This is a genomic window from Pantoea sp. EABMAA-21, assembly GCF_030053335.1.
Lineage (GTDB): Bacteria > Pseudomonadota > Gammaproteobacteria > Enterobacterales > Enterobacteriaceae > Pantoea > Pantoea communis.
Genome location: NZ_JASGBX010000003.1, coordinates 150,046 through 172,776 on the forward strand (window position 1 = coordinate 150,046; position 22,731 = coordinate 172,776).

Genomic DNA, 22,731 nt, shown 5'->3' on the forward strand with positions numbered 1-22,731 from the left:
CCTGCGTTCGCGCAGGGCCTTTTCATGGAGCAAGAGCAATGAACCCACGTTACGATCACTACCTGGCGCTGAAGGGCGAGCATCCGAAGAAGTATGCCCGCGATCTGGCCGCTCTGATGGGCATTGGCGAAGCGCAGCTGTGTGAAGCGCGCGTCGGCCAGGATGCGCAAGCGTTAAAAGCAGATTTCCCGGCGTTGCTGAAGGCACTGGAAGCCGTTGGCGAAACCAAAAGCATCACCCGCAACGAATATGCGGTGCATGAGCAGGTCGGCAAATATGAGAACCTGCACCTCGGCGAACATGCCGGACTGATCCTTAACCCGCGTGCGCTCGATCAGCGTCTGTTCCCGGCACAGTGGCACAGCGCCTTCTTCCTGCGTGAGCAGACAGCGCGCGGCGAACGTCAAAGTATTCAGATTTTTGATCGCCACGCGGATGCGGTACTGAAAATCTACACCACCGACAATACCGAGATGGCGGCATGGGATGCGCTGATCGCCGAATTTACCGTTGAAGCCGCTGCGGCACTCGATCCACAACCTGCCACCGCGCAGGAACACAGCCGCGCCATTGATGCCGATAAAGTGGAAGCCGAATGGCGCGCCATCACCGATGTGCATCAGTTCTTTGGCTTACTGAAGCGCCACAATATTTCACGCCAGCAGGCGTTTCACGCGGTGCCGGACGATTTGGCGCGTCAGGTCAGCAACGATTCGCTGGCTCAACTGCTGGAGCAGGCGCAGCAGGATGGCAACGAAATCATGATCTTTATCGGCAACCGGGGTTGCACGCAGATCTTCACCGGTGCGGTGGAGAAACTGATGCCGATGGACAATTGGGTCAACATCTTCAACCCAACATTCACGCTGCACCTGATGGCGGACCACATTGCCGAGAGCTGGGTGACGCGCAAACCGAGTGGCGATGGCTTTGTCACCAGCCTCGAACTCTTTGCTGCCGATGGCACGCAGATCGCGCAGCTGTATGGACAGCGTAGCGAAGGCACGCCAGAGCAGGCGCGCTGGCGTGAGCAAGTCACCGCATTGGGAGCGACAGCATGAAACGTCTGACCCTATTACTGCTGGGCGCGCTGGCGCTGCCGGCATTTGCCGCTGAACGGGTGATCTCTATTGGCGGTGACGTGACGCAAATCATCTATGCCTTAGATGCACAGGCCGATCTGGTGGCGCGCGACAGCACCAGCCAGCATCCAGCGCAGGCTAACAAGTTGCCGGATATCGGTTATATGCGCCAGCTTAATGCCGAGGGCATTCTGGCGATGAAGCCTACGCTGGTGCTGACCAGCGAGCTGGCGAAACCGTCGCTGGTGTTACAGCAGGTCGAGAGCGCTGGCGTGAAAGTGGTGGATGTCACCGGCAAAACCAGCCTCGACGCCATCCCGGAAAAGATCGCCACCATCGGTAAAGCATTGCACCGTGATGCAGAAGCGAAGGCGCTGATTGAGAAAGTGAACAAGCAGCGCGCTCAGATTCCCCAGCAGCCGCTGCCAGTCAAAGTGCTGTTTGTGATGTCGCACGGTGGCATGCGCACTCAGGCGGCAGGTAACCAAACCGGCGCTGATGCTGCAATCCGCAGTGCCGGTCTGGTCAACGCCATGGCGGCAATCCCGCATTATCAGCAGCTGTCACAGGAAGGTGTGGTTGCTGCCGCGCCGGATCTGGTGGTGGTGGGTGAAGATGGCCTGCGCACGCTGGGCGGCGAAGAGAAAATCTGGTCGCTGCCGGGTCTGGCGTTAACACCTGCAGGCCAGCATCACGCCTTGCTGGTGGTCGATGAGATGGCCATGTTGGGCTTTGGTCTTGATACGCCGGAGACCATCGTGAAGCTGCGTAAGGCCGCCGAAGCGGTAAAACATGACTAACACCGCCGTGATGCGCTGGCTGCTATTGATGGGCATCAGCATGGTGATTTGCATGCTGATGGCTGCCAATTTTGGTGCCATGCCGCTGTCGATGCGCACGCTGTTCCACGCGCCGCTCAGCGATATGGCGTGGCAAATCTGGCTGAACATCCGCCTGCCGCGCGTATTGCTGGCGGTGCTGCTCGGTATGGCATTGGCTGTATCGGGCGCGGTGATGCAGGGTTTGTTTCGCAATCCGCTGGCCGATCCGGGTTTGCTTGGGATCAGCAGTGGAGCGGGGCTAGCAGTAGCGGTTTCGATTGTGGTGCCGCTCAGCTTGCCGCCTTTGCTGGCGCTGTGGCTGCCATCGATTGCTGCGTTTATCGGTAGCCTGGTCGTCACGCTGCTGATCTTTAGTTTCAGCCGGCTGGCGCTGGGGAATCTGTCACGTTTGTTGCTGATCGGTATCGCCATCAACGCCTTGTGCGGTGCGGCGGTAGGTGTGCTCTCCTGGCTCAGTAATGACCAGCAGTTACGCCAGCTGGCACTGTGGGGCATGGGCAGTTTGAGCGCGGCACAATGGCCGAGTCTGGCGGTGTGTGCTGTACTGATTCTTCCTGCGTTGATTGCCATCCAGACCCGTGCGCGCCGTCTTAATCTGCTGCAACTCGGTGAGGAAGACGCGCATTACATGGGGATTGATGTGAAGCGCACCCAGCGTGAGTTACTGGTGCTGAGTGCGCTGCTGGTGGGCACGGCGGTGTCGGTGAGCGGGATTATCGGTTTTGTCGGACTGGTGGTGCCGCACGTGATGCGTTTCTGTGTTGGTAGCGATCATCGCTGGATGCTGCCGGGTTCGGCACTGGCGGGAGCCATCTTGCTATTGCTGGCGGATACGCTGGCGCGCACGGTGGTGATCCCGGCGGAAATGCCGGCGGAAATGCCGGTGGGATTGATCACCAGCCTGATCGGTGGACCATGGTTTCTCTGGCTGATTCTGCGTCAGAAAAGGGGGATGAATGAGTGATTCAATGCAGGCTCGCGGCCTGCGCTTTAGTCATGGCACGCGTGCGCTGATTGATGATGTCTCTATTACCTTGCAGCCTGGTGAGATGATTTCCTTAATCGGCCCCAACGGCGCAGGCAAGTCCACGCTGTTGCGCCTGTTAACTGGGTTTCTGGCGCCTGAAGCGGGGGAGTGCTGGCTCGGCGATCGCCCGTTAATCGATTGGCCGCGTGAACCGCTGGCGCAACGTCGTGCGGTGATGCGCCAGCAAAACAGCGTGACTTTTCCGCTGCCTGCTGAAGAGGTGGTGGCGATGGGCCGTGCGCCCTGGCCTGCCAGCAAATCCAAAGCGGTGATTGAAGAGGTGATGCACATCACTGGCAGCCTGGAACTGGCGAAGCGCGATTATCGTTCGCTCTCCGGTGGGGAACAGCAGCGCGTGCAGCTGGCGCGAGTGCTGGCGCAGTTATGGCATGATGATGGTCCGCGTGGCTGGCTGTTTCTTGATGAGCCGACTTCCGCACTCGACCTGTATTGGCAGCAGTACAGTTTGCGATTGCTGCATAAGCTGACGCGCAACGGTCGCTTTAGCGTCTGCACCGTGCTGCACGATCTCAATCTGGCGTCGCTGTGGTCCGATCGCATTCTGCTGTTGCATCAGGGCAAGCTGGTGGCGCAGGGTTCACCGCAAGAAGTGATGACGGAAACCACGCTGACGCGCTGGTATCAGGCGGAACTGCACGTTGTGATGCCGCAAGAGCAGGGCAGGCCGCAAATTCAGCTGCGGGCGTAGAAGTGGGGCGCCATTTATGGCGCCCAAAAAGTTACCGGCAATCGACAATCAGACGTCCACGAACTTCGCCCGCCAGCAATGCCTCGGCACCTTCACGCGCTTCACTTAGCGGAATGACTTTGGTTAACTGCTCCAGCAGTGCGCCATCCACCAGTTCCGCCAGACGCTGCCACGCTTGCTCACGCAACGGCTTAGCGCACATCACGCTATCCACTCCGGCTAACACCACGCCGCGCAGAATAAACGGTGCCACGCTGGTGGGGAGATCCAGACCTTGCGCCATGCCGCAGGCTGCCACCACACCATCGCGCTTGATGCCCGCCAGCACGTTGGCCAGCGTATGGCTGCCGACGCTATCAATCGCTGCGGCCCAACGCTCTTTCGCCAGGGGTTTGCCGGGTGCGCTCAGTTCAGCGCGATCGATAATCGATGAGGCGCCGAGGGTGTTGATCAGGTAATCGCTGTCGCTGGCGCGTCCGCTGGAGGCCACCACGTCATAGCCTAAACGGGCCAGCAAACTGACGCTGAAACTGCCGACGCCGCCGCTGGCACCCGTCACCAGCACCGGGCCATGCTGCGGCGTGATGCCCTGTTTTTCCAGAGCCAGAACGCACAGCATCGCGGTGAAGCCGGCGGTGCCAATCGCCATGGTCTGCAACGGGCTTAAAGCCGCAGGCACTTTCACCAGCCAGTCACCAGAAACGCTGGCCTTCTGCGCCAGTCCGCCCCAATGCTTTTCACCCACACCCCAACCGGTGAGCAGTGCCACATCGTCCTGCTGCCACTCTGGATGGCGGCTGCTGATCACCCGACCGACAAAATCGATACCCGGCACCATCGGGAACTGACGCACAATCGGCCCTTTATTGCAGATGGCGAGCGCGTCTTTGTAGTTGAGGGTGGAGTAGCTAACTTCGAGGGAGACATCCTGATCGGGCAACTGTTGTTCTGACAGATCCTGCAGGGAAGTGCGGTATCCCTGCTCATCATTTTCAATGACTAATGCCTTAAACATGCAGCCTCCGGCTGATTGAGGAAAGTGCGGGCCATATTACTCCTCTGGAAACAGGGAGCAACATGAAGGCGGACACACCTTGCATAAATTCGCATAACATAAAGATATTTAAGCGTTTTTATCACTCCATGATTTGATATTCACTTATTAATCAGATTGTTGCTGAATGTTGCTTATGCGTATCAATCTCGTTGCAACGGGTTGTTCCAGTAAAAAAAAGATGCCATCATTGCGCCGCAGCTTTCCACTGATTCCATCCACCCTGAGGACGCCGCCATGCTCGGTACAATGCGCTTATGCACTTGTCTCCGTTCGCTTTACGATAAGCGGCCCTCCGTCATCTGTTGTTCGCAATTCTCCCTCACCATGCGGTGAGGCCAGCTTAACGCGCTATGCTGTTGGACATGACTAAAGACAGACGCGATCTGACTTTACTGATGTCTATCGGTTGCGGCGGTTGATCCGCCCGAAGACGTTATTCGCCGGGGAATTTTCCTCATTGCTGTGCCACTGGCACCCACTCATCCTTCATTACGGGGATTTGTGTTATGAATCCATTGAAAATCGCTGCCAGCGTTGCGGTAGCGCCAAGCCTAAGCCTGAACACCGCGCGTGATGTGGTGACGCTCGACAATACTGATTTTACCGATGTGGCGGCGGTGGTCGTCTCATTGGCGGATACACGCAGTGGCGTGTTAACGCTGTTGCGCCAGACCGGTTTTAATCTGCCGGTGTTTGTCGCCAACGCGTTCGATGAAGAAGTGCTGAAGCTGCCGGGCGTGACCGGGGAAATCAACGGTGCACCGGAAGAGTGGGAAGCGCTGGAAGAAGCCGCGCAGGCGTATGAGTCTGACCTGCTGCCGCCGTTCTTCGATACCCTGACGCGCTATGTTGATATGCAGAACAGCACCTTTGCCTGTCCGGGCCATCAGGGCGGGGCGTTTTTCCGTAAGCATCCGGCCGGGCGTCAGTTCTATGAATTCTATGGCGAGAACGTGTTTCGTTCCGACATGTGCAACGCAGACGTCAAGTTGGGCGACCTGCTGATCCATGAAGGTTCGGCCAAGCATGCACAGAAGTACGCAGCGAAAGTGTTTAACGCCGATAAAACCTATTTCGTGCTGAACGGCACCTCCAGCGCCAACAAAGTGGTGACCAACGCCATGCTGACGCGCGGCGATCTGGTACTGTTTGACCGCAACAACCATAAATCCAACCATCACGGTGCGCTGATTCAGGCGGGCGCTACGCCGGTGTATCTGGAAGCGGCACGTAATCCGTTCGGCTTTATCGGCGGCATTGATGCGCACTGCTTTGATGAAGCCTACCTGCGCGAACAGGTGCAGAAAGTCGCGCCACATCGCGCCAAAGATCAGCGCCCGTTCCGCCTGGCAATTATCCAGCTCGGCACCTACGATGGCACCGTCTACAACGCTCGCCAGGTGGTGGATCGCATCGGCCATCTGTGCGACTACATCCTGTTTGATTCGGCGTGGCTGGGCTACGAGCAATTTATCCCGTTAATGGAAGGCTGCTCGCCGCTGACGCTGGAGCTGAACGAGAACGATCCCGGCATTTTTGTCACCCAGTCGGTGCACAAACAGCTGGCGGGCTTCTCGCAGACCTCGCAGATTCACAAGAAAGACAACCACATCCGTGGTCAGAAGCGCTTCTGTCCACATAAGCGTCTCAACAACGCCTTTATGCTGCACGCCTCAACCAGCCCGTTCTATCCGCTGTTTGCCGCGCTGGATATCAATGCGCGCATGCACAAAGGTGAAGCCGGGCGCAGCATGTGGCACGAATGCGTCACCATCGGCATTGATGCACGTAAAGCGATTCTGGAACGCTGCGAGATGATTCAGCCGTTCCTGCCGGAGAAAGTGCACGGCAAGCTGTGGCAGTCGGCGGAAACCGAGGTTATCGCCGCCGATCCGGCTTACTTCAGCCTGGCGCCAGGCGAGAAATGGCACGGCTTTGAGGGTTACGCCAGCGAGCAGTATCTGGTCGATCCCTGCAAGCTGCTGCTGACCACGCCAGGCATTGATGCCGCCAGCGGTGAATACACCAGCTTCGGTATTCCGGCGACTATTCTGGCGAACTACCTGCGCGAGAACGGCATTGTGCCGGAGAAGTGCGATCTCAACTCCATCCTGTTCCTGCTGACGCCAGCGGAGAATCCGGAGAAGATGGCGCATCTGGTGGCGATGCTGGAGCAGTTTGAACACCATGTGAAAGAGGATGCGCTGCTGGCTGAAGTGCTGCCGAGCATTTATCGCAAAAACATGGAGCGCTATAAAGGCTACACGCTGCGCCGCCTGTGTCAGGAGATGCACGATCTCTACGTCAGCTACGATGTGAAAGATCTGCAGAAAGCGATGTTCCGCCAGGCCTGCTTCCCGAAAGTCGAAGTGAATCCACAGGATGCGCATCAGGCTTACATCCGTGGTGAGGTGGAACTGGTGGCAATTGCGCAAGCTGAAGGGCGCATTGCTGCCGAAGGCGCATTGCCTTATCCACCAGGCGTGCTGTGCGTGGTGCCAGGCGAAGTGTGGGGTGGCGCGGTGCAGCGTTACTTCCTCGCGCTGGAAGAGGGTATCAACTTGTTGCCGGGCTTCTCACCGGAGCTGCAAGGGGTTTACACCGAGGAAGATGACAGCGGACGTAAACACTTAGTGGCAAATATGATGGTGCGCTAACCTGCCTGACGGCGTGCGGTGCAATCACCACACGCCGTCAGCATCCTGTTAGTGTCGAACCACCTGAATTTTCTCTTTAGCCAGCCTTCCTGTGCGGTATGTCGCCTGCTTACGGCGTTTACCGGTGATGTAAATACCGACGCACAGCACCATAAACGTCACCATCAGCGTCATTAAGCTCTCGTAGCGATACTGCGGCAGATAGAACATATAGCCCAGCACACTGACAATCATCAAAATGCTCAGCCAGGTCAGCCACGGGAACAACCACATTTTAAAATCAGGCGTGATGCCCTGTTTTTCCATCGCCGTACGCATTCTCAGCTGTGAAACGGCAATCACCAGATAGACAATCAGCGCAATCGCGCCAGTGGTGGAGATCAGAAAGGCAAACACCTCGCCCGGAAAAGCGTAGTTGGCAATACAGGCGACAAAGCCCGCCAGCGTGGAACCCAATACCGCCACACGTGGCACGCCACCGTTGGATACCGTGGCACAAGAGGACGGGGCATTACCGCGTTTACCCAGAGAATAGAGCATGCGTGAAGCGGTATATAACCCGGAATTCATGCAGCTGCACACGGCAATCAGCACCACCAAATCCACCACCAGTTTGGCACCGGGGAAATTCAGTGTGGACAACACATACTGGAATGTTCCCTGGGCTAACAGCTGCGGATCATTCCATGCCACCAGCGACACCACGAGGAAAATAGACAGCAAATAAAATAATGCGATGCGGTAAACCACCAGATTAATCGCACGGCTGATTTTTTTATCAGGGTCTTTAGATTGCACGGCGGCAATGGTGACCACCTCCGCGCCAAAGAATGAAAAAATGGTCAGTAAAATACCGGTTAATACTGCGCCAAAACCGTGCGGCATAAAGCCAATACTGTTATATAAATGTGCCACACCACTGACATTTGCCAGCGGCCAGTATCCGGAAATCGCCACAATCCCGATGCCAATAAATCCAATAATCGCCACCACTTTGATGATGGCGAACCAGAACTCAAAGGCGCCAAAATTTTTAACGCTAAAAAGATTGGTGACGGTGAGCAACAGGATAATCGCGGTGGTAAATTGCCACGAGGCAATGGAAGGGAAATAAGCATGCAGAATATCGGCACCGGCAATCGCTTCAACCGGAATCAGTAATACCCAAAACCACCAGTATAACCAGCCGATAGTGAAACCGGCCCACGGACCAATGGCTTTCGCCGCGTAGGTGGAAAAGGACCCCGAATCGGGTTGCAGCACGGCCATTTCACCCAGCATGCGCATTACCAGAAGCACCAGCACGCCGGTCATCGCGTAGGAGAGCAATACGGCCGGGCCCGCCGTGGCGATGGCATTCGCGGAGCCGACAAATAACCCGGCACCAATAATGCCAGCGATGGAGATCATACCAACCTGTCGATCTGAAAGGCCGTCGCCTAACGAATCCTGTTTTGCGGGTGAATGGCCCATACATTTCCTCTTAGCAATTCAGGCATGACATTGGATATCCCACGGGATGCAAGCATCCGTGTTGATGAAATAATGTTGATATGCCCGATACGATGTTATTTTCCGCGATGAAGTGTGATCTTCATCGATATTTTAATTATTTAAATCAATGCAAGAAATTATTTATAGAGCGATGTGGGACGTTGTTAATTTATCTGTGGGGACGTGAAATAATCATTGCACCTTATTGAAAAAAGGGTCAATCAGGGCGGGAATGTAAGATGGGAAGAAAACGAAAGAATATAGAATATATATGTTCGGCAGGTCGTGCGTGTGCTAGTAAAAACAAGTCGTTGCGATGGGCGAAGTTTCACCATATCGATTTCTTATTTTTGTGAGGTCAGGCGAAATTTATCGACGGGATATATCCCTGCGAGGGTAATTAAAAAAGAGGCAGTCAGAGTCAATCTTTTTCTCTCTGTCTGCCCCTAAAATAACTAATGCATTAACTCATCAGTTGATGATTAATACCGATGATAACTACGCTGTGCCTGATTCACTTTATACAGATAACGGCGTGACTCGCCAGATGGATGGCTGGTGGTCAGCGTCTGATAAACTTCATTCGGCGACATGTCGTTAATCTTCGCGAAGGCGCGATCTTTATCGCTGGAGAACACGCGCAGTACGCTGCCCGCGCCGCCATTGTAAGCAGTAATCACCGCGTAACGGCGTGACACTGGATCCTGAATTCCGCCTAAATAACTCTTCTGCAACAGCGACAGATAGGCGGTACCCGCATCGATGTTATTGGCAGGATCGAGCAGATAGCTACGGCTTGGTTTACCCCATTTGCCCTTCATGCGGAACACATCCACGCCAGCGGTGTGCTGAACCACCTGCATCAAGCCCAGCGCATCGGAGTTGCTGACCGCATAGGGGTTGAAGCTCGATTCCGTCTGCATAATCGCCAGAATCAGGGATGCATCTACGCCGTACTCTTCAGCGGCTTTACGCACTAGCGGCAGATATTTGTGCGCACGTTTGTCGAGGTGGTTTGGCACCATCGGAATGGTGACCGACCAGATGACATGCAGGCCAGAAGTGCGTTTTTGTAGTTTGTTCTGAATCAGATAATCGGCGAAATTGGCCGCGCGTCCCTGCCAGCGAATCGGCTGACCGGTGTTATCCAGCACCTGGCCGTAAAGCAGCGGCTCTTTACTGATCTGAATATCATTGGCATCGGAGTAGAGATCGACATTACCCGGATCGTCACCAATCAACAGCGTGGTGATGATCGCCTGGCGCAGGCTGGCCATCGGATCGGTGCCAGCAATGGTCTCAATGGTGATGCTACCGCTGTCGAAGTTGATGTGACTGCGGGTGTAATAGCTGTCGCTATATTTGACGTAATCCTTCGGTCCGGCGATCAGAACCTCATTGATACCCCAAATATTTTCAATGTTGGCGGCGAACTGCCCCATCAGGATGTCGAAACCGTTGGTGTCCTTAACCCACTCTTCGTGATACTGCGATTTTTTTTGTCCGGAGCAGGAAACCAAAAGTGGAGCAATCACTAACAGCGCTATCAGTTTTTTATTCATTGTAAATGCGTGCCTGATTCAAAAAGAGGGCCTCAAAGGGAGGCCCTGAACGATTATTTTTCTGGCGGGGTGAAACCTTCGATGTGCACATCTTTGCCTTCGAACAGGAAATTGATCATCTCCTTTTCCAGCACTTTGCGATCTTCCGGGTTCATCATGTTGAGCTTTTTCTCGTTGATCAACATGGTCTGCTTGGACATCCACTGCTGCCAGGCTTCTTTGGAAATCTCATTGTAGATGCGCTTACCGATCTCGCCTGGATAGAGCTGGAAATCCTGCCCTTCAGCGTCGCGTTGCAGAAACGTACAAAAAATGGTGCGGCTCATTACTCTTCCTCTTGGATCACGCGCGTGTGCAGTGCCAGTTGCTGGGGATGGCGCAATTCGTGCAGTAAACGCTCTACGGGCGCTGCCAAACCCACTGACGGTGGTTGCGCTAAGTTATACCAGAGACCGCTCGCTTCATCCATCAGCGACCCGGCAGAAGGCCACGCCAGCCACATAGGCACAATGTCTAAGTGGAAATGACTAAAGGTATGACGAAAAGCCGTCAGCTGCTGTGGTTTGGCGTGAATGCCGCGTTCGGCCAGCCAGTCAGTTAGCGCTTGCTCACTGGTGAACTGTGGGAAGCAGAACAAACCGCCCCATAATCCCACCGGCGGACGTTGCTCCAGGAATACGTCGCCGCCGTGCTGAATCATCAGGAACCAGCCGGTGCGCTCTGGAATCGTCACTTTGGGTTTCTTACCCGGATATTCGGCCCAACTATTGTTGGCATACGCTATACAACCGTTGCTGACCGGGCAAATTTCACACTTAGGACGTGAGCGAGTACACACTAACGCACCGAGGTCCATCATCGCCTGATTAAACTGGCTTACGCCTTCGGCAGGTGTTACTTCTTCGCTAATCTGCCATAAACGTTTCTCAACGTCTTTTTTGCCCGGCCAACCGCCAACTGCATAACACCGGGCCAGCACGCGCTTGACGTTGCCATCCAGAATCGGGAAATGCAGGCCTAGCGATAAGGACAGCACTGCACCCGCGGTGGAGCGTCCAACGCCGGGCAGCGCGGCCACATCATCGAAATTGCGCGGGAACTCGCCACCGTGCTTATCCACCACCTGCTTCGCCGCTTTATGCAGGTTGCGCGCACGGGCGTAGTAGCCGAGTCCGGTCCACAGATGCAGTACTTCGTCCAGCGGTGCAGCGGCCAGATCGGCAATCGTCGGGAAGCGCGCCATAAAGCGTTCAAAGTAAGGGATAACGGTGGCAACTTGCGTCTGCTGCAGCATCACTTCGGAGAGCCACACTTTATAAGGTGTCTTCTCCTGCTGCCACGGCAGGGTTTTGCGGCCGAAGCGCTGATACCACTCCAGCACCTGTTGCGCGAACTGCGGCGCTTGCATCATTTGAGGAAATATTCCGTGTTTGCTCTACAATCAGGCAGGAATTCCAGCACAGAGACATCGGGGTGTAAACCGGAAGATTGCAAAGGCTTGCTTCTGCTATCTAACTTTGCATAATGCCCGTTTCCCAGAAAAGGCTAACCAGCAGGCTTCAACATGATTAATGACGTCATCACCCCGGAATTTGATGAGAACGGGCGGCCATTACGCCGTATCCGCAGTTTTGTGCGCCGCCAGGGGCGCTTAACGAAAGGACAGCAGCTCGCGCTCGATAATTACTGGCCGGAGATGGGCGTCGAGTTCCAGCAGGAGCCGCTGGATTTGTCAGCACTGTTTGGCCGTGAAGCGCCAGTGGTGCTGGAAATCGGTTTTGGCATGGGCGCCTCACTGGTGACCATGGCGCAAAATAATTCTCACCAGAACTTCCTCGGTCTTGAAGTGCATGCGCCGGGCGTGGGAGCCTGTCTGGCTTCTGCCAAAGAGGCAGGCGTGGAAAACCTGCGTGTGATGTGTCACGACGCAGTAGAAGTGTTGCAGCAGATGATTCCGGATAACTCACTGCGCATGGTTCAGCTGTTCTTCCCGGATCCATGGCATAAAGCGCGCCACAATAAACGTCGCATTGTGCAGGTACCTTTTGCCGAGCTGGTGATGCGTAAGCTGAAACTGGGCGGCGTGTTCCATATGGCCACTGACTGGGAAGATTACGCGACACACATGCTGGAAATCATGAACAGCGTGGATGGGTATAAAAACCTGTCAGAAGCTAACGATTACGTGCCGCGTCCGGAAACGCGTCCGTTAACGAAATTTGAGCAGCGCGGGCAGCGACTGGGCCATGGCGTTTGGGATCTGATGTTTGAGAGGATTAAATAATGGCCGTACAGCGTAGCCGTCGTTTACGTAAAAAACTGCATATCGATGAGTTTCAGGAGTTAGGTTTCTCTGTGGCCTGGCGTTTTGCCGAAGGCACCACCGAGGAGCAGATTGATGCCACGCTGGATCAGTTTATTACTGAAGTGATCGATCCCAATGGCCTGGCGTATGACGGCAGCGGTTATCTGGTGTGGGAAGGTCTGGTTTGCCTGCAGGAAACCGGTAAGTGCACCGATGAGCACCGTGAGCTGGTGCGCAAATGGCTGGAGAAACGCGAGCTGTCGGATGTTCAGGTAACTGAACTCTTTGACGTCTGGTGGGACTAAGTACTTTACTGGCCTGAGATATCGCTTCAGGCTAGCTCACTTGCGCTTTTGGCGCCGGCCAGTGCTCGCACAAGTTGCATTAGCGACTTGAACGCCCAAAGGGCGGCCCCGAAAGGGGCGAGCAACGCGAGTCATCCTCACGTACTTTAGTACGCTCCGGTTGCTGTGCGTTGGCCGTCACCAAATTCGCTGCGCCGCTTACGCCTGACTTGTACTAACTGCAAAGGCGTGGGCGGCTTTTCATTTTAGGGAGATTTCATGGTTCGTAAGGCGCTTCTTACCGCACTGCTGCTGGCCGCAGCGACACAGGCGCAGGCTGATTATCAGTGCAGCGTTAATCCTCAGGATGATGTGATCATCAAACCGCAGAGCGTGCAGGTGGTCGGCACCAACGGTAATCTTGAAATCTCACCGCAGGGCGATGTGACCTTTAACGGGCAGAAAGCCAACGTGGATAACGCCACGCGACAGAAAGCCATCGACTATCAGAATGCGTTACGCCGTGATCTGCCGTGGGTAGATAACGGGGCCTCGACGCGTCTGGAACGCAGCCGTGTGGCGCTGGATAAAGTGATTGTGGAAAAGCTCGGTGCCAACAGCAACGTGCGCAATCGCCTGACCAGGCTGGATGGACAGCTGAAGCAGCAGATGAACCGTATCATTGAGCATCGCCCGGATGGTTTGACCTTCCACCATCAGGCGATTGACCAGGTGCGCGCTGAAGGCGAAAAGCTGGTGCAGAGCACGCTGGGCGGCATTATGCAGGACAGCCTGAACGAGATGGGCAGCAGCCAGGCCGCCAGCGGCAGTAATCCACTGCAGGCGATCATGGGCAACCTCGGCGGTCTGCAGCAGGCGGTTCAGGCAGAATGGAATAAGCAGGAACAGGACTTCCAGAACTTCGGTCATGAGGTGTGTAATCGCGTGACGGATCTGGAAGGGCAGCGCAAAGCGTTAGTGCAGGGCGTTAAAGGTTAAAAAAAACCAGCGGGACGAAGTAGCGTGCCGCTGGGTTATATGACTGTTTGGCCTACATAAACAGTTCAAGCAGCGAATTCAGGAACAACTTCCCTTTTTCGGTTATCTGCCACTGCTCTGCGGTTTCCACCACGTAACCTGCCTCGATCGCTGCATCCATCTGTGCACGAATCACTTGTTCATCCAGCCCGGTATAGCGGCTGAAATCTGCACGCGGTGCGGCTTCCAGCAGACGGAAGCGGTTCATAAAGAACTCAAACGGCTTGTCTTCGTTCTCCACATCGTGCTGCTTGTCGAGGTAATTACCTTGCATAAAGCCGCGCGGATGACGGGTTTTCACCGTACGCACAATTCTGCCATCCGGCTGCGTCAGCTTGCCGTGCGCACCACAGCCGATACCGAGGTAATCACCGAAGCGCCAGTAGTTGAGGTTGTGCTCGCAGCGATAACCCGGCTTGGCATAGGCTGAAGTCTCGTACTGCTGATAACCAGCGGCACTCAGCAACTCATGGCCTTGTTCGTAGATGTCCCACAGCGCATCGTCATCCGGCAACACCGGCGGACGCGAGCTGAACATCGTGTTCGGCTCGATGGTCAGCTGATACCACGACAGGTGCGGCGGATTCAGCGCAATCGCCTGACGCAAATCGTCCAGTGCCTCTTCCAGTGACTGATCGGGCAAGCCGTGCATCAGATCGAGATTAAAGCTGCGCAGACCAAGACCGGCGGCGAGATGGGCGGCACGTACCGCTTCATCAGGGCCGTGAATGCGCCCTAAGCGCTCCAGCTTCTGCGGGCTAAAACTCTGCACGCCAATCGAAATACGGTTAATACCGGCTTTCTGGTAGCCGCTGAAGCGATCCGCTTCCACGGTGCCCGGATTGGCTTCCATGGTGACCTCTGCATCGGCCGCCAGCGGCAGGCGCGCACGCACGCCATCCGTCAACATTTGCATGGCATTGCTGCTGAGCAGACTCGGTGTGCCGCCGCCAATGAAGATGGTGCGCACTTCGCGGCCAGCGGTAAGCGGTAGATCCTGTTCAAGGTCGCTGAGCAGATGCTGCACATACTCGATGTGCGGCACCTCGCCTTTTAACGCGTGGGAGTTGAAATCACAGTACGGACACTTCTGCACACACCACGGAATGTGGATGTACAGGCTTAACGGAGGTAACTCAGGCATTGCGCATCGCATCCAGTAACAGCGTCAATGCTTTGCCACGGTGGGAAACAGCACGCTTTTCATCTTTACTCAGCTCTGCTGCGGTTTTGCCCAGTTCAGGAACATAGAAAATCGGGTCGTAACCAAAGCCGCCTTCACCTGCGGCTGCACGGGTGATTTCACCCGCCCAGCTGCCGTGGAACACCAGCGGTGTCGGATCTTCAGCATGACGCACATAAACCAGCACGCAATGGAACTGCGCCTGACGCTCGCCCTCCGGCACGTTTTCCAGCGCCACCAGCAGCTTATCGAGATTTTGCTGATCGCTGGCGTCTTCTCCGGCATAGCGCGCAGAGTAGATGCCTGGCGCGCCGCCGAGCGCATCCACCGCCAGACCAGAGTCATCGGCAATCGCTGGCAAGCCGGTGATCTGCGCCGCATGACGGGCCTTAAGAATGGCATTTTCAATAAAGGTCAGACCGGTTTCTTCCGCTGACTCAACGCCCAGCTCGGTTTGCGCCACGATATCGAGGCCGAAGGCCGCTAACAGATCGGCCAGTTCACGAACTTTGCCCGGATTACCGGTGGCGAGTACGACTTTTTGCATAACAGTTCCAGATTAACGAATTACAGCAAATACCAGAGACCCGGGAACAGGTCCATGCCGAGGAAGTTCAGCGCGTACAGCACCAGAATCACAATCATGGCAGAGAAATCGATGCCGCCCATCGCAGGCAGAATACGGCGAATCGGTGCCATCAGCGGTTCAGTCAGCTGAATCAACACGTAATCAATCGGGCCACGTCCCTGGCTGATCCAGCTCATCAGTGAACGAATGATAATCACCCAGAACACCAGATAACCGGCGGATTTCACCAGTGACAACAGGCCGACTAACAGATTGGTGGGATCCACTGAGAACACGCCAACCTGAATTAACAGTAGCACCGGATATTTCAGGGTGGTCAGTACAAAGGCCAGCACCAGCGAGGCTGTGTCAATCGGGCCTATCGCTGGCAGCACGCGGCGCAGCGGCTTGATAATCGGCTGTGTAATCTTCACCACAAACTGTGACAGCGGGTTGTAGAAATCACAGCGTGACCACTGCATCCAGATGCGTAGCAGCAATACCATCACGTACAGGTCGATCAGCGTTTTGACTAAAAACGTCATTGTTAACATGAGGTTCCTCAATTATTGTTGTGAAGGTCGCGCATAATCCCGCGCGCCAAATACGGCGGTGCCAATGCGCACCATGGTGCTGCCTGCGGCGATTGCCGCATCCATGTCGTCGCTCATTCCCAGAGAAAGCGTATCGACGTTAGGGTAATCCTGTTTTAGAGCGTTAAACGCGTCAGCCATCTGCTGACATACCGCGAACTGTCGATCGTAATCTGACTCCGGCGCCGGGATCGCCATCAATCCGCGCAAGCGCAGACGCGGCAATGCGGCTATCTGCGCTGCCAGCGCCGGAATCGCCTCCAGCATGATGCCAGATTTGCTGTTCTCGTCACTGATATTTACCTGAATTAACACGTTAAGCGGTGGCAACGCTTCCGGACGCTGATCGTTGAGGCGTTGTGCAATGCGTTCACGATCCACGGTGTGACACCAGGCAAAATTCTCCGCCACCAGGCGGCTTTTATTGGATTGCAGCGGCCCGATAAAGTGCCACTGCAGATCAGGATGTGCGGCCAGCTCAGCCACCTTTTCAACCCCTTCCTGTACGTAATTTTCACCGAATGCCTGCTGACCCGCAGCAATCGCTTCTGCGACTGCACTCGCAGGTTTGGTTTTGCTCACTGCAAGCAGGGTAATTTCTTCTGGCGCGCGGCCGCAGCGTGCAGCGGCAGTGGCGATACGCTCACGCACTTGCTGTAGGTTGTGCTCAATGGAAGTCATAGTCAGGAGAAGTTAAATGGATTTGGATGAAGTTGTGGCCCTTAGTGTAAAGCATAACGCCGCCGATCTGCACCTTTGCAGCGGACATTTACCGCACTGGCGACGGCAGGGGGTGCTGGAGCCGATCCCACAACAAACCGCATTGGATGGCGACTGGCTGGAAACCTTTTTGCAACAGTGGCTCAGCGGCGTACAGCAGGATGAGCTGGAAGCGAGCGGGCACGTTGATTTTGCCATCACCCTGAAAAGCGGCGTGCGTTTGCGCGCCAACCTGTTTATGCAGCGCCACGGTTTATCGCTGGCGCTGCGCTTGATTGACAGCCAGGCGCCCAACATCAACCCATTGCAACTGCCTGACGTGGTAACGCAGTTGTTGCAGCTGGAAGAGGGGCTGATCTTAATCACGGGTGCCACCGGCAGCGGTAAATCCACCACGCTCGCTGCGATGGTGGACAGCCTCAATCGCGAACAGGCACGCCACATTATTACGCTGGAAGATCCGATTGAATTTTTGCATCACAGCCAGCGCTCGTTGATACAGCAGCGGGAAGTGGGCGCACACACGGTGTCATTCCAGCAAGGATTGAAAGCGGCGCTGCGCGAAGACCCGGATGTGATTCTGTTGGGTGAGCTACGTGACAGCGAGACCATTCGGCTGGCGCTGACGGCGGCAGAGACCGGGCATCTTGTACTGGCAACATTGCACACGCGAGGTGCCACGCAAGCGGTGGATCGGCTGGTGGATGTGTTTCCTGCCGAGGAAAAAAACCTGGTGCGCACTCAGTTGGCGGGCAGTTTGAAAGCGGTGCTGGCGCAGCGTTTGGTGCCGGCAAAAAACGGCGGGCGAATTGGCTTGTTCGAGGTGTTGGTGGCCACGCCTGCGGTGACCAATTTAATCCGTGAGGGCAAGATGCATCAACTACCTGGCGTGCTGCAAACCGGCGCGCAGTCAGGGATGCAGACGTTCGCGCAGAGCGAACAGGCGCGACAACAGGCGGGATTGATTTGAGAATTTGCGAGTCGATTCAGAAGGGCGGGCATGATTTGCGTGCCTGCGAGTTGATACTAAAGGGCGGGGCATGATTTGAATGCTTGCAAGTCGATACAAGGGAGTGGGCATGATTTGAGTGCCTGCGAGTTGATACAAAGAGGCGGGGATGATTTTAATGCCTGCGAGTCGTTACAAAAGGGCGGGGCATGATTTGCGCGCCTGTGAGTCAATACAAGTGGCAGAATTGATTGGCGTGTTTGCAGGTTGCCGTAAATGGCGGGAGCACTATAGCCGAGCGAATAACAAGCAAGCTGTTGCCGCAATTTGTCAGGTGCGCATTCACGCGCACCTGGATTTCAATCAGTGCGTATCGAACCAATCTTCCAGAATGATCACCGCCGATTGCGAATCGACCTGACCTTTTTGCAATGCACGGAAGCCACCGCGTTCGAACAGGTCGGCGCGCGCTTCCACGGTGCTTAACCGCTCGTCCTGCAGCTCAACGCGCACGCCGAATCGGCCATGAATGCGATTGGCGAACTTACGGGCGCGATCGGTTAACGGCTGCTCGGTGCCGTCCATGTTCAACGGCAAGCCCACCACCACGTAATCAGGCTGCCACTCTTTCAGCAGCTTCTCGATCAGCTTCCAGTCTGGCGTGCCATCTTGCGCTTTAAGCGCGGTCAGAGCGCGAGCGGTGCCGGTTAACTGTTGACCGACCGCCACACCGATGCTTTTGGTGCCGAAATCGAAGCCAAGCAAGGTTTCACTGGCCATCAGGCGTGCCCTGCATCGCTGGTCATATTATGAATATCAATGCCCATGCTGCGTGCGGCTTCGCGCCAGCGCTCGGCGATTGGCGTCTGGAACAGAATATTGCTGTTCGCGGGTGTGGTCAGCCAGGCATTTTCCAGCAGCTCGTTCTCCAGCTGATCTTTTTCCCAGGCGCAATAACCTAAAGCCACCAGCACGTTATCGGGCTGTTCTGAGGTGCCGATCGCTTCCAGCACATCCCGTGAAGTGGTGATCACGGTGTTATCAGAGATACGGATGCTGGAAGAGTAAATTTTCTGGGCAGAGTGCAGGATAAAGCCGCGATCTTCCGCCAGCGGGCCGCCAGCGAACACCGGCTTATCCAGCTTAATGGCAGGATCACGTTCTGATGGGCTGATTTTAAGTTTCTTCAGAATGCCTTCGACCGTCAGGTTTTCCATCGGCTTATTCACGATCAAGCCCATGGCGCCATCTTCATTGTGCTCGCAGATATACACCACCGAGCGTTTGAACAGCGGGTCCTGCAGCGACGGCATCGCAATCAAAAAATGGTGCTGTAAATTCATTCTCACTCGTATACCAAAAATAACCGGCGCGGCCGCAGCCACGTCGGTTTTGGGTTCTCACGGCGCTTACACGCCGTTGACATCAGCCCAGGCGTTTCTCAATGGCATCCATCAGCATGCCGGTGATCGAGATCGGGAATGCAGCCTCGATTTCACGCACGCAGGTTGGGCTGGTTACGTTAACTTCGGTGAGTTTATCACCAATGATGTCCAGACCGACAAAAATCAGCCCTTTAGCTTTCAGCGTTGGACCCACGCGACGGGCGATTTCCCAATCGCTGTCACTCAACGGGCGTGCTTCACCGCGGCCACCAGCTGCAAGGTTACCACGGGTTTCGCCACCCTGTGGGATACGCGCCAGGCAGTAAGGCACCGGCTCGCCATCCACCACCAGTACGCGTTTATCGCCCTCTTTGATCGCCGGCAGATAGTTTTGCGCCATGCAGAAGTTTTGGCCGTGATTGGTCAGGGTTTCGGTGATGACACCAAAGTTCGGGTCGTCCTGCTTCACGCGGAAGATGGAGGCGCCGCCCATGCCGTCCAGCGGCTTGAGGATCACATCACCGTGCTCCTGCCAGAAGGCACGCAGCTGATCTTTATTGCGGGTCACCAGCGTGTCTGGCGTCAGGTCGGCGAACCACGCGGTGTAAAGTTTCTCGTTACAGTCACGCAGGCTCTGCGGTTTGTTGACGATCAGCGTACCTTGCTCTTCCGCGCGCTCCAGCAGGTAGGTGGCATAGATGAATTCGGTATCAAACGGCGGATCTTTACGCATCAGCACCACGTTGAGATCGGCCAGCGGGATTACCTGCTCACTGCCGAACTCGTACCATTTGTCGTAGTTCTGCTCCACGCTCAGCAGGCGCGTGCGGGCGTATGTCACGCCACCGCGCAGTGAGAGATCGCCCATCTCCAAGTAATGAATTTCGTAACCACGGCGCTGTGCTTCCAGCAACATGGCGAAGCTGGTGTCTTTTTTAATGTTGATGGACGAAATTGGGTCCATAACGATGCCAAGCTTAATCATTATTCTCTCCTCAAAGGGGGAATTTATTGCCCCGTTCCGTGACAGCGCTGCGGCTTTTCACGTGCGTAGTTTTAAAACCCTAAAAGTATCCCTTAACCCAGGTCACCAAACCTCACCTGAAGTGCCGTAATGGCCGTCAGTGCGGTAGTTTCTGTACGCAACACGCGTGGGCCCAACAAAATATCGGTGAAACCTTGCTGCGCGGTCATGGCAATTTCGTCTGCGGATAAGCCGCCTTCCGGACCAATCAGCAGGCGTACACGTTCAACCGGCTGCGGCAGAGTGTTAATACTGTGGCTGGCACGCGGATGCAGATTGAGCTTTAAACCGCTTTCCTGCTCGGCACACCAGGCTTCCAGTGTCATCGCTTCACGGATTTCCGGCACACGATTGCGGCCGCACTGTTCACAGGCGGCAATCGCAATTTTTTGCCATTGCTGAATCTTCTTCGCCAGTCTTTCAGCATCCAGCTTTACGCCGCAGCGCTCCGAAAACAAGGGTGTAATCACGTTCACGCCGAGTTCGATCGATTTCTGGATGGTGAATTCCATCTTTTCGCCGCGCGACATCACCTGCCCAAGATGGAGATGGAGCGGAGATTCACGGTCATCAGGCTGACTGGCAAGGACCCTTACTTTTACACGCTTTTTATCAGCCTGGGTGATTTCGGCGTTAAAAGTCAGATTACTGCCATCAAACAGCTCAATTTGTTGACCGGCGGTCATGCGCAGCACGCGCCCGACGTGGTTAGCGGCATCTTCGTCGAGGAAGACTTCACTGTTAACTTCAAGAGGTTCGGGATGATAAATGCGAGGTATGCGCATGCGGTTCCTGCCAGCGTTATGCCGTGTCTTCGGACACGGCCCAATCGGAAAAAAGCTAGTGTAGGGTAGCGCTTTTAGCGCTGGCAAGCCTGTTGTACATAGGGATTGTGATTTCCCTGCACCTGCGCGATGCGGTTGTCGCGTTCACACTCCCATTGGCTTACCGGATATTGCTTGTTCCAGGCGGTGAACAGCTGGGTCTGCTGGCGTGACAGACGCAACTGATACTGGTCACGCATGTAGAAGTAAGTGCGGGCGATGGCACCGCGCGCACGCTCGGGTGGCTGCGCCAGCTTCTGCTTGAAATCGACTTTCATTGCGCATTGACCATATTGCGCGTCGCCGCCGTTCCACTGGCTGTACTGGAAGTTATTGCGATCGCCATTCACTTCACCAATCGCCGGTTGCAGATTGTGCAGGTCGCTTTCAATGCGGCGGTAATCGGCATCTTTACTGCAATTTTTGCGTCCGCCATTTTGCCAGCACTGGCGCTGATGGCCGAACTCCCATGCGGGCATCACATGTTCCCACTCAATACGTTCAGCGCGGTTGGCATTTTTACGCACGCTGTAGCCACAGCTGCTGAGGTCAGGAACGCCCTTTTTGCCGTGCCAGCTGATTTTGCAGCCGCAGTAAAATTCTGCCGGGGCATCGGCATTGATCTGCGCGGCGACCACTTTGGCCTGCTGGAAGTTGTTTTGATTGTAGTGGGTGATGCTGAGGCTGAAGGCGCTAATAGGGGCAACTAATAAGGAGAGTAACAACAGCGTTTTGCGAGACATATTCCAAAAATTACCTGATGCGTAAAAAGGCGGCAGGGTAACAGAATGGCGCAGGGTGGGAAATCAGATAAACGGATTAAGCTGCTGAAAATTCACCGGGTTGCAGCAATGTACCGCAATGTACGCAGCGGTATTCACTCTCGCCGCGTAGTACGCGATTGTGGCGGCGCACGGTGAGCTGATGTTGCTGACAGCGGCAGCGATAGGGGAAGGTATTGCTGCGCACCGAAGCGATTTCGAACTGATGGGTGCGACGCGCGGGAACGCCGAGCACGCTCTCCATCATCCACTTCCACTCTTTGCCGTGCGGCGGCACGCGGCCAAAGGTTTTCCATACCAGCAGGTGCGCCAGTTCGTGCGGCACCACCTCATCCACAAATGCCTGCTGATTCTCCAGCAATAGCACCGGGTTGATGCGAATCTCCCATTTCTCCAGCCAGGCCGTACCGGCAGCGGTGCCGCGCTGCTGATACACCAGCTTCGGCTCGTCATAGTGACGCTCCAGCTTTTCATTGGCGAGCTGCAAATGGTGACGCAACGAGCGCATCACGGCTTGTTGCAGGGCAATGGGAAGGCGAGGTGTTTTCATGCCGGGCAGGATAACCTGGTACGCACAAATGCGCACCTGACGAAACACACAAAAAAAGGGCCGCCAATCGGCAGCCCTTCGTATCGCTTATCGACC

At 55.5% G+C, this 22,731-nt stretch carries 24 protein-coding genes; 9 read left to right on the plus strand and 15 right to left on the minus strand.

All coding sequences use genetic code 11. The features are described from left to right. Positions 1 to 38 precede the first annotated feature (38 nt). From QMZ65_RS06185 to QMZ65_RS06200, 4 genes are read left to right on the plus strand one after another with little or no spacing between them, the layout of a single operon-like run. Positions 39 to 1,061 (plus strand): hemin-degrading factor, encoded by a 1,023-nt coding sequence (locus QMZ65_RS06185; protein ID WP_283215603.1) that lies wholly within the window; start codon positions 39 to 41, stop codon positions 1,059 to 1,061. Then, positions 1,058 to 1,882: a heme/hemin ABC transporter substrate-binding protein gene (locus QMZ65_RS06190; RefSeq protein WP_283215604.1), complete on the plus strand. Its 825-nt coding sequence runs from the start codon at positions 1,058 to 1,060 to the stop codon at positions 1,880 to 1,882. Before QMZ65_RS06185 ends, QMZ65_RS06190 begins: the two co-directional genes overlap by 4 nt. Then, on the plus strand, positions 1,875 to 2,888 hold the full coding sequence (locus QMZ65_RS06195; RefSeq protein ID WP_283215605.1) for a FecCD family ABC transporter permease: 1,014 nt from the start codon (positions 1,875 to 1,877) through the stop codon (positions 2,886 to 2,888). Before QMZ65_RS06190 ends, QMZ65_RS06195 begins: the two co-directional genes overlap by 8 nt. Next, positions 2,881 to 3,660, plus strand: a complete 780-nt coding sequence (locus QMZ65_RS06200; RefSeq protein ID WP_097118068.1) for a heme ABC transporter ATP-binding protein — start codon at positions 2,881 to 2,883, stop codon at positions 3,658 to 3,660. The genes QMZ65_RS06195 and QMZ65_RS06200 overlap by 8 nt, the downstream gene beginning before the upstream one ends. Before the next feature lie 31 nt (positions 3,661 to 3,691). Here QMZ65_RS06200 and acuI read toward each other — a convergent pair whose 3' ends face one another. Continuing rightward, positions 3,692 to 4,675, minus strand: a complete 984-nt coding sequence (gene acuI / locus QMZ65_RS06205; protein ID WP_283215606.1) for an acrylyl-CoA reductase (NADPH) — start codon at positions 4,673 to 4,675, stop codon at positions 3,692 to 3,694. A gap of 548 nt (positions 4,676 to 5,223) precedes the next feature. Here acuI and QMZ65_RS06210 point away from each other — a divergent pair. After that, positions 5,224 to 7,374, plus strand: coding sequence for an ornithine decarboxylase (locus QMZ65_RS06210; RefSeq protein WP_097118066.1), 2,151 nt, complete (start codon positions 5,224 to 5,226; stop codon positions 7,372 to 7,374). Positions 7,375 to 7,422: 48 nt separating this feature from the next. Here the strand turns inward: QMZ65_RS06210 and QMZ65_RS06215 are convergent, their stop codons facing one another. The 4 genes from QMZ65_RS06215 to mutY all read right to left on the minus strand — a co-directional run bounded on the left by QMZ65_RS06215 (position 7,423) and on the right by mutY (position 11,841). Beyond that, entirely contained in the window at positions 7,423 to 8,847 is a 1,425-nt protein-coding gene (locus QMZ65_RS06215; RefSeq protein ID WP_283215607.1) for an amino acid permease, read from the minus strand. A 503-nt stretch (positions 8,848 to 9,350) separates the two neighbouring features. Further along, positions 9,351 to 10,430, minus strand: a complete 1,080-nt coding sequence (gene mltC, locus QMZ65_RS06220) for a membrane-bound lytic murein transglycosylase MltC (protein WP_097118064.1) — start codon at positions 10,428 to 10,430, stop codon at positions 9,351 to 9,353. A gap of 53 nt (positions 10,431 to 10,483) precedes the next feature. After that, positions 10,484 to 10,756: an oxidative damage protection protein gene (locus QMZ65_RS06225; protein WP_034823278.1), complete on the minus strand. Its 273-nt coding sequence runs from the start codon at positions 10,754 to 10,756 to the stop codon at positions 10,484 to 10,486. Next, positions 10,756 to 11,841, minus strand: a complete 1,086-nt coding sequence (gene mutY, locus QMZ65_RS06230) for an A/G-specific adenine glycosylase (protein WP_283215608.1) — start codon at positions 11,839 to 11,841, stop codon at positions 10,756 to 10,758. The genes QMZ65_RS06225 and mutY overlap by 1 nt, the downstream gene beginning before the upstream one ends. Before the next feature lie 153 nt (positions 11,842 to 11,994). Between mutY and trmB the strand changes: the two genes are divergently transcribed. From trmB to QMZ65_RS06245, 3 genes are all read left to right on the plus strand, one after another. Further along, positions 11,995 to 12,714 carry a tRNA (guanosine(46)-N7)-methyltransferase TrmB gene (gene trmB / locus QMZ65_RS06235; protein ID WP_283215609.1) on the plus strand — a complete coding sequence of 240 codons (720 nt, stop codon included), beginning with the start codon at positions 11,995 to 11,997 and terminating at the stop codon, positions 12,712 to 12,714. Then, on the plus strand, positions 12,714 to 13,040 hold the full coding sequence (locus QMZ65_RS06240) for a YggL family protein (RefSeq protein WP_034823275.1): 327 nt from the start codon (positions 12,714 to 12,716) through the stop codon (positions 13,038 to 13,040). Before trmB ends, QMZ65_RS06240 begins: the two co-directional genes overlap by 1 nt. Positions 13,041 to 13,298: 258 nt before the next feature. Next, positions 13,299 to 14,018, plus strand: a complete 720-nt coding sequence (locus QMZ65_RS06245) for a YggN family protein (RefSeq protein WP_058959333.1) — start codon at positions 13,299 to 13,301, stop codon at positions 14,016 to 14,018. Positions 14,019 to 14,070: 52 nt separating this feature from the next. Here the strand turns inward: QMZ65_RS06245 and hemW are convergent, their stop codons facing one another. From hemW to QMZ65_RS06265, 4 genes are read right to left on the minus strand one after another with little or no spacing between them, the layout of a single operon-like run. After that, the gene (gene hemW, locus QMZ65_RS06250; RefSeq protein ID WP_283215610.1) at positions 14,071 to 15,201 is read right to left on the minus strand and encodes a radical SAM family heme chaperone HemW; all 1,131 of its coding nucleotides are present in this window, start codon (positions 15,199 to 15,201) and stop codon (positions 14,071 to 14,073) included. Continuing rightward, entirely contained in the window at positions 15,194 to 15,787 is a 594-nt protein-coding gene (locus QMZ65_RS06255) for an XTP/dITP diphosphatase (RefSeq protein ID WP_160833045.1), read from the minus strand. The genes hemW and QMZ65_RS06255 overlap by 8 nt, the downstream gene beginning before the upstream one ends. 20 nt (positions 15,788 to 15,807) lie before the next feature. Then, entirely contained in the window at positions 15,808 to 16,362 is a 555-nt protein-coding gene (locus QMZ65_RS06260; protein WP_034823271.1) for a YggT family protein, read from the minus strand. A gap of 12 nt (positions 16,363 to 16,374) precedes the next feature. Beyond that, on the minus strand, positions 16,375 to 17,082 hold the full coding sequence (locus QMZ65_RS06265) for a YggS family pyridoxal phosphate-dependent enzyme (RefSeq protein WP_211728605.1): 708 nt from the start codon (positions 17,080 to 17,082) through the stop codon (positions 16,375 to 16,377). 16 nt (positions 17,083 to 17,098) lie between these two features. Here QMZ65_RS06265 and QMZ65_RS06270 point away from each other — a divergent pair, with 16 nt between their 5' ends. Continuing rightward, positions 17,099 to 18,091 (plus strand): type IV pilus twitching motility protein PilT, encoded by a 993-nt coding sequence (locus QMZ65_RS06270; protein ID WP_283215611.1) that lies wholly within the window; start codon positions 17,099 to 17,101, stop codon positions 18,089 to 18,091. A 342-nt stretch (positions 18,092 to 18,433) separates the two neighbouring features. Here the strand turns inward: QMZ65_RS06270 and ruvX are convergent, their stop codons facing one another. The 6 genes from ruvX to QMZ65_RS06300 all read right to left on the minus strand — a co-directional run bounded on the left by ruvX (position 18,434) and on the right by QMZ65_RS06300 (position 22,635). Continuing rightward, the gene (ruvX, locus tag QMZ65_RS06275; protein WP_034823268.1) at positions 18,434 to 18,850 is read right to left on the minus strand and encodes a Holliday junction resolvase RuvX; all 417 of its coding nucleotides are present in this window, start codon (positions 18,848 to 18,850) and stop codon (positions 18,434 to 18,436) included. Continuing rightward, positions 18,850 to 19,413: a YqgE/AlgH family protein gene (locus QMZ65_RS06280; RefSeq protein ID WP_034823267.1), complete on the minus strand. Its 564-nt coding sequence runs from the start codon at positions 19,411 to 19,413 to the stop codon at positions 18,850 to 18,852. Before QMZ65_RS06280 ends, ruvX begins: the two co-directional genes overlap by 1 nt. Positions 19,414 to 19,495: 82 nt before the next feature. Then, complete coding sequence (gshB, locus tag QMZ65_RS06285; RefSeq protein WP_283215612.1) at positions 19,496 to 20,440, minus strand: glutathione synthase; 945 nt, start codon at positions 20,438 to 20,440, stop codon at positions 19,496 to 19,498. Positions 20,441 to 20,532: 92 nt separating this feature from the next. Beyond that, the gene (rsmE, locus tag QMZ65_RS06290; protein ID WP_038644914.1) at positions 20,533 to 21,264 is read right to left on the minus strand and encodes a 16S rRNA (uracil(1498)-N(3))-methyltransferase; all 732 of its coding nucleotides are present in this window, start codon (positions 21,262 to 21,264) and stop codon (positions 20,533 to 20,535) included. A 74-nt stretch (positions 21,265 to 21,338) separates the two neighbouring features. Beyond that, complete coding sequence (endA, locus tag QMZ65_RS06295) at positions 21,339 to 22,046, minus strand: deoxyribonuclease I (RefSeq protein WP_034823262.1); 708 nt, start codon at positions 22,044 to 22,046, stop codon at positions 21,339 to 21,341. Between the two features lie 76 nt (positions 22,047 to 22,122). After that, positions 22,123 to 22,635 carry a SprT family zinc-dependent metalloprotease gene (locus tag QMZ65_RS06300; protein WP_211728608.1) on the minus strand — a complete coding sequence of 171 codons (513 nt, stop codon included), beginning with the start codon at positions 22,633 to 22,635 and terminating at the stop codon, positions 22,123 to 22,125. Between the last annotated feature and the right edge of the window lie 96 nt (positions 22,636 to 22,731).

What these genes read in the sequence shown, in the direction of transcription:
- QMZ65_RS06265 (WP_211728605.1), bottom strand. Translation starts at nt 17,082, where the DNA reads ATGACTTCCATTGAGCACAACCTACAGCAAGTGCGTGAGCGTATCGCC.
- QMZ65_RS06270 (WP_283215611.1), top strand. Translation starts at nt 17,099, where the DNA reads ATGGATTTGGATGAAGTTGTGGCCCTTAGTGTAAAGCATAACGCCGCC.
- QMZ65_RS06200 (WP_097118068.1), top strand. Translation starts at nt 2,881, where the DNA reads ATGAGTGATTCAATGCAGGCTCGCGGCCTGCGCTTTAGTCATGGCACG.
- QMZ65_RS06255 (WP_160833045.1), bottom strand. Translation starts at nt 15,787, where the DNA reads ATGCAAAAAGTCGTACTCGCCACCGGTAATCCGGGCAAAGTTCGTGAA.
- QMZ65_RS06195 (WP_283215605.1), top strand. Translation starts at nt 1,875, where the DNA reads ATGACTAACACCGCCGTGATGCGCTGGCTGCTATTGATGGGCATCAGC.
- QMZ65_RS06300 (WP_211728608.1), bottom strand. Translation starts at nt 22,635, where the DNA reads ATGAAAACACCTCGCCTTCCCATTGCCCTGCAACAAGCCGTGATGCGC.
- QMZ65_RS06215 (WP_283215607.1), bottom strand. Translation starts at nt 8,847, where the DNA reads ATGGGCCATTCACCCGCAAAACAGGATTCGTTAGGCGACGGCCTTTCA.
- QMZ65_RS06210 (WP_097118066.1), top strand. Translation starts at nt 5,224, where the DNA reads ATGAATCCATTGAAAATCGCTGCCAGCGTTGCGGTAGCGCCAAGCCTA.
- QMZ65_RS06280 (WP_034823267.1), bottom strand. Translation starts at nt 19,413, where the DNA reads ATGAATTTACAGCACCATTTTTTGATTGCGATGCCGTCGCTGCAGGAC.
- QMZ65_RS06185 (WP_283215603.1), top strand. Translation starts at nt 39, where the DNA reads ATGAACCCACGTTACGATCACTACCTGGCGCTGAAGGGCGAGCATCCG.
- QMZ65_RS06245 (WP_058959333.1), top strand. Translation starts at nt 13,299, where the DNA reads ATGGTTCGTAAGGCGCTTCTTACCGCACTGCTGCTGGCCGCAGCGACA.
- QMZ65_RS06260 (WP_034823271.1), bottom strand. Translation starts at nt 16,362, where the DNA reads ATGTTAACAATGACGTTTTTAGTCAAAACGCTGATCGACCTGTACGTG.
- mltC (WP_097118064.1), bottom strand. Translation starts at nt 10,430, where the DNA reads ATGAATAAAAAACTGATAGCGCTGTTAGTGATTGCTCCACTTTTGGTT.
- trmB (WP_283215609.1), top strand. Translation starts at nt 11,995, where the DNA reads ATGATTAATGACGTCATCACCCCGGAATTTGATGAGAACGGGCGGCCA.
- mutY (WP_283215608.1), bottom strand. Translation starts at nt 11,841, where the DNA reads ATGATGCAAGCGCCGCAGTTCGCGCAACAGGTGCTGGAGTGGTATCAG.
- QMZ65_RS06240 (WP_034823275.1), top strand. Translation starts at nt 12,714, where the DNA reads ATGGCCGTACAGCGTAGCCGTCGTTTACGTAAAAAACTGCATATCGAT.
- QMZ65_RS06190 (WP_283215604.1), top strand. Translation starts at nt 1,058, where the DNA reads ATGAAACGTCTGACCCTATTACTGCTGGGCGCGCTGGCGCTGCCGGCA.
- ruvX (WP_034823268.1), bottom strand. Translation starts at nt 18,850, where the DNA reads ATGGCCAGTGAAACCTTGCTTGGCTTCGATTTCGGCACCAAAAGCATC.
- rsmE (WP_038644914.1), bottom strand. Translation starts at nt 21,264, where the DNA reads ATGCGCATACCTCGCATTTATCATCCCGAACCTCTTGAAGTTAACAGT.
- acuI (WP_283215606.1), bottom strand. Translation starts at nt 4,675, where the DNA reads ATGTTTAAGGCATTAGTCATTGAAAATGATGAGCAGGGATACCGCACT.
- hemW (WP_283215610.1), bottom strand. Translation starts at nt 15,201, where the DNA reads ATGCCTGAGTTACCTCCGTTAAGCCTGTACATCCACATTCCGTGGTGT.
- endA (WP_034823262.1), bottom strand. Translation starts at nt 22,046, where the DNA reads ATGTCTCGCAAAACGCTGTTGTTACTCTCCTTATTAGTTGCCCCTATT.
- QMZ65_RS06225 (WP_034823278.1), bottom strand. Translation starts at nt 10,756, where the DNA reads ATGAGCCGCACCATTTTTTGTACGTTTCTGCAACGCGACGCTGAAGGG.
- gshB (WP_283215612.1), bottom strand. Translation starts at nt 20,440, where the DNA reads ATGATTAAGCTTGGCATCGTTATGGACCCAATTTCGTCCATCAACATT.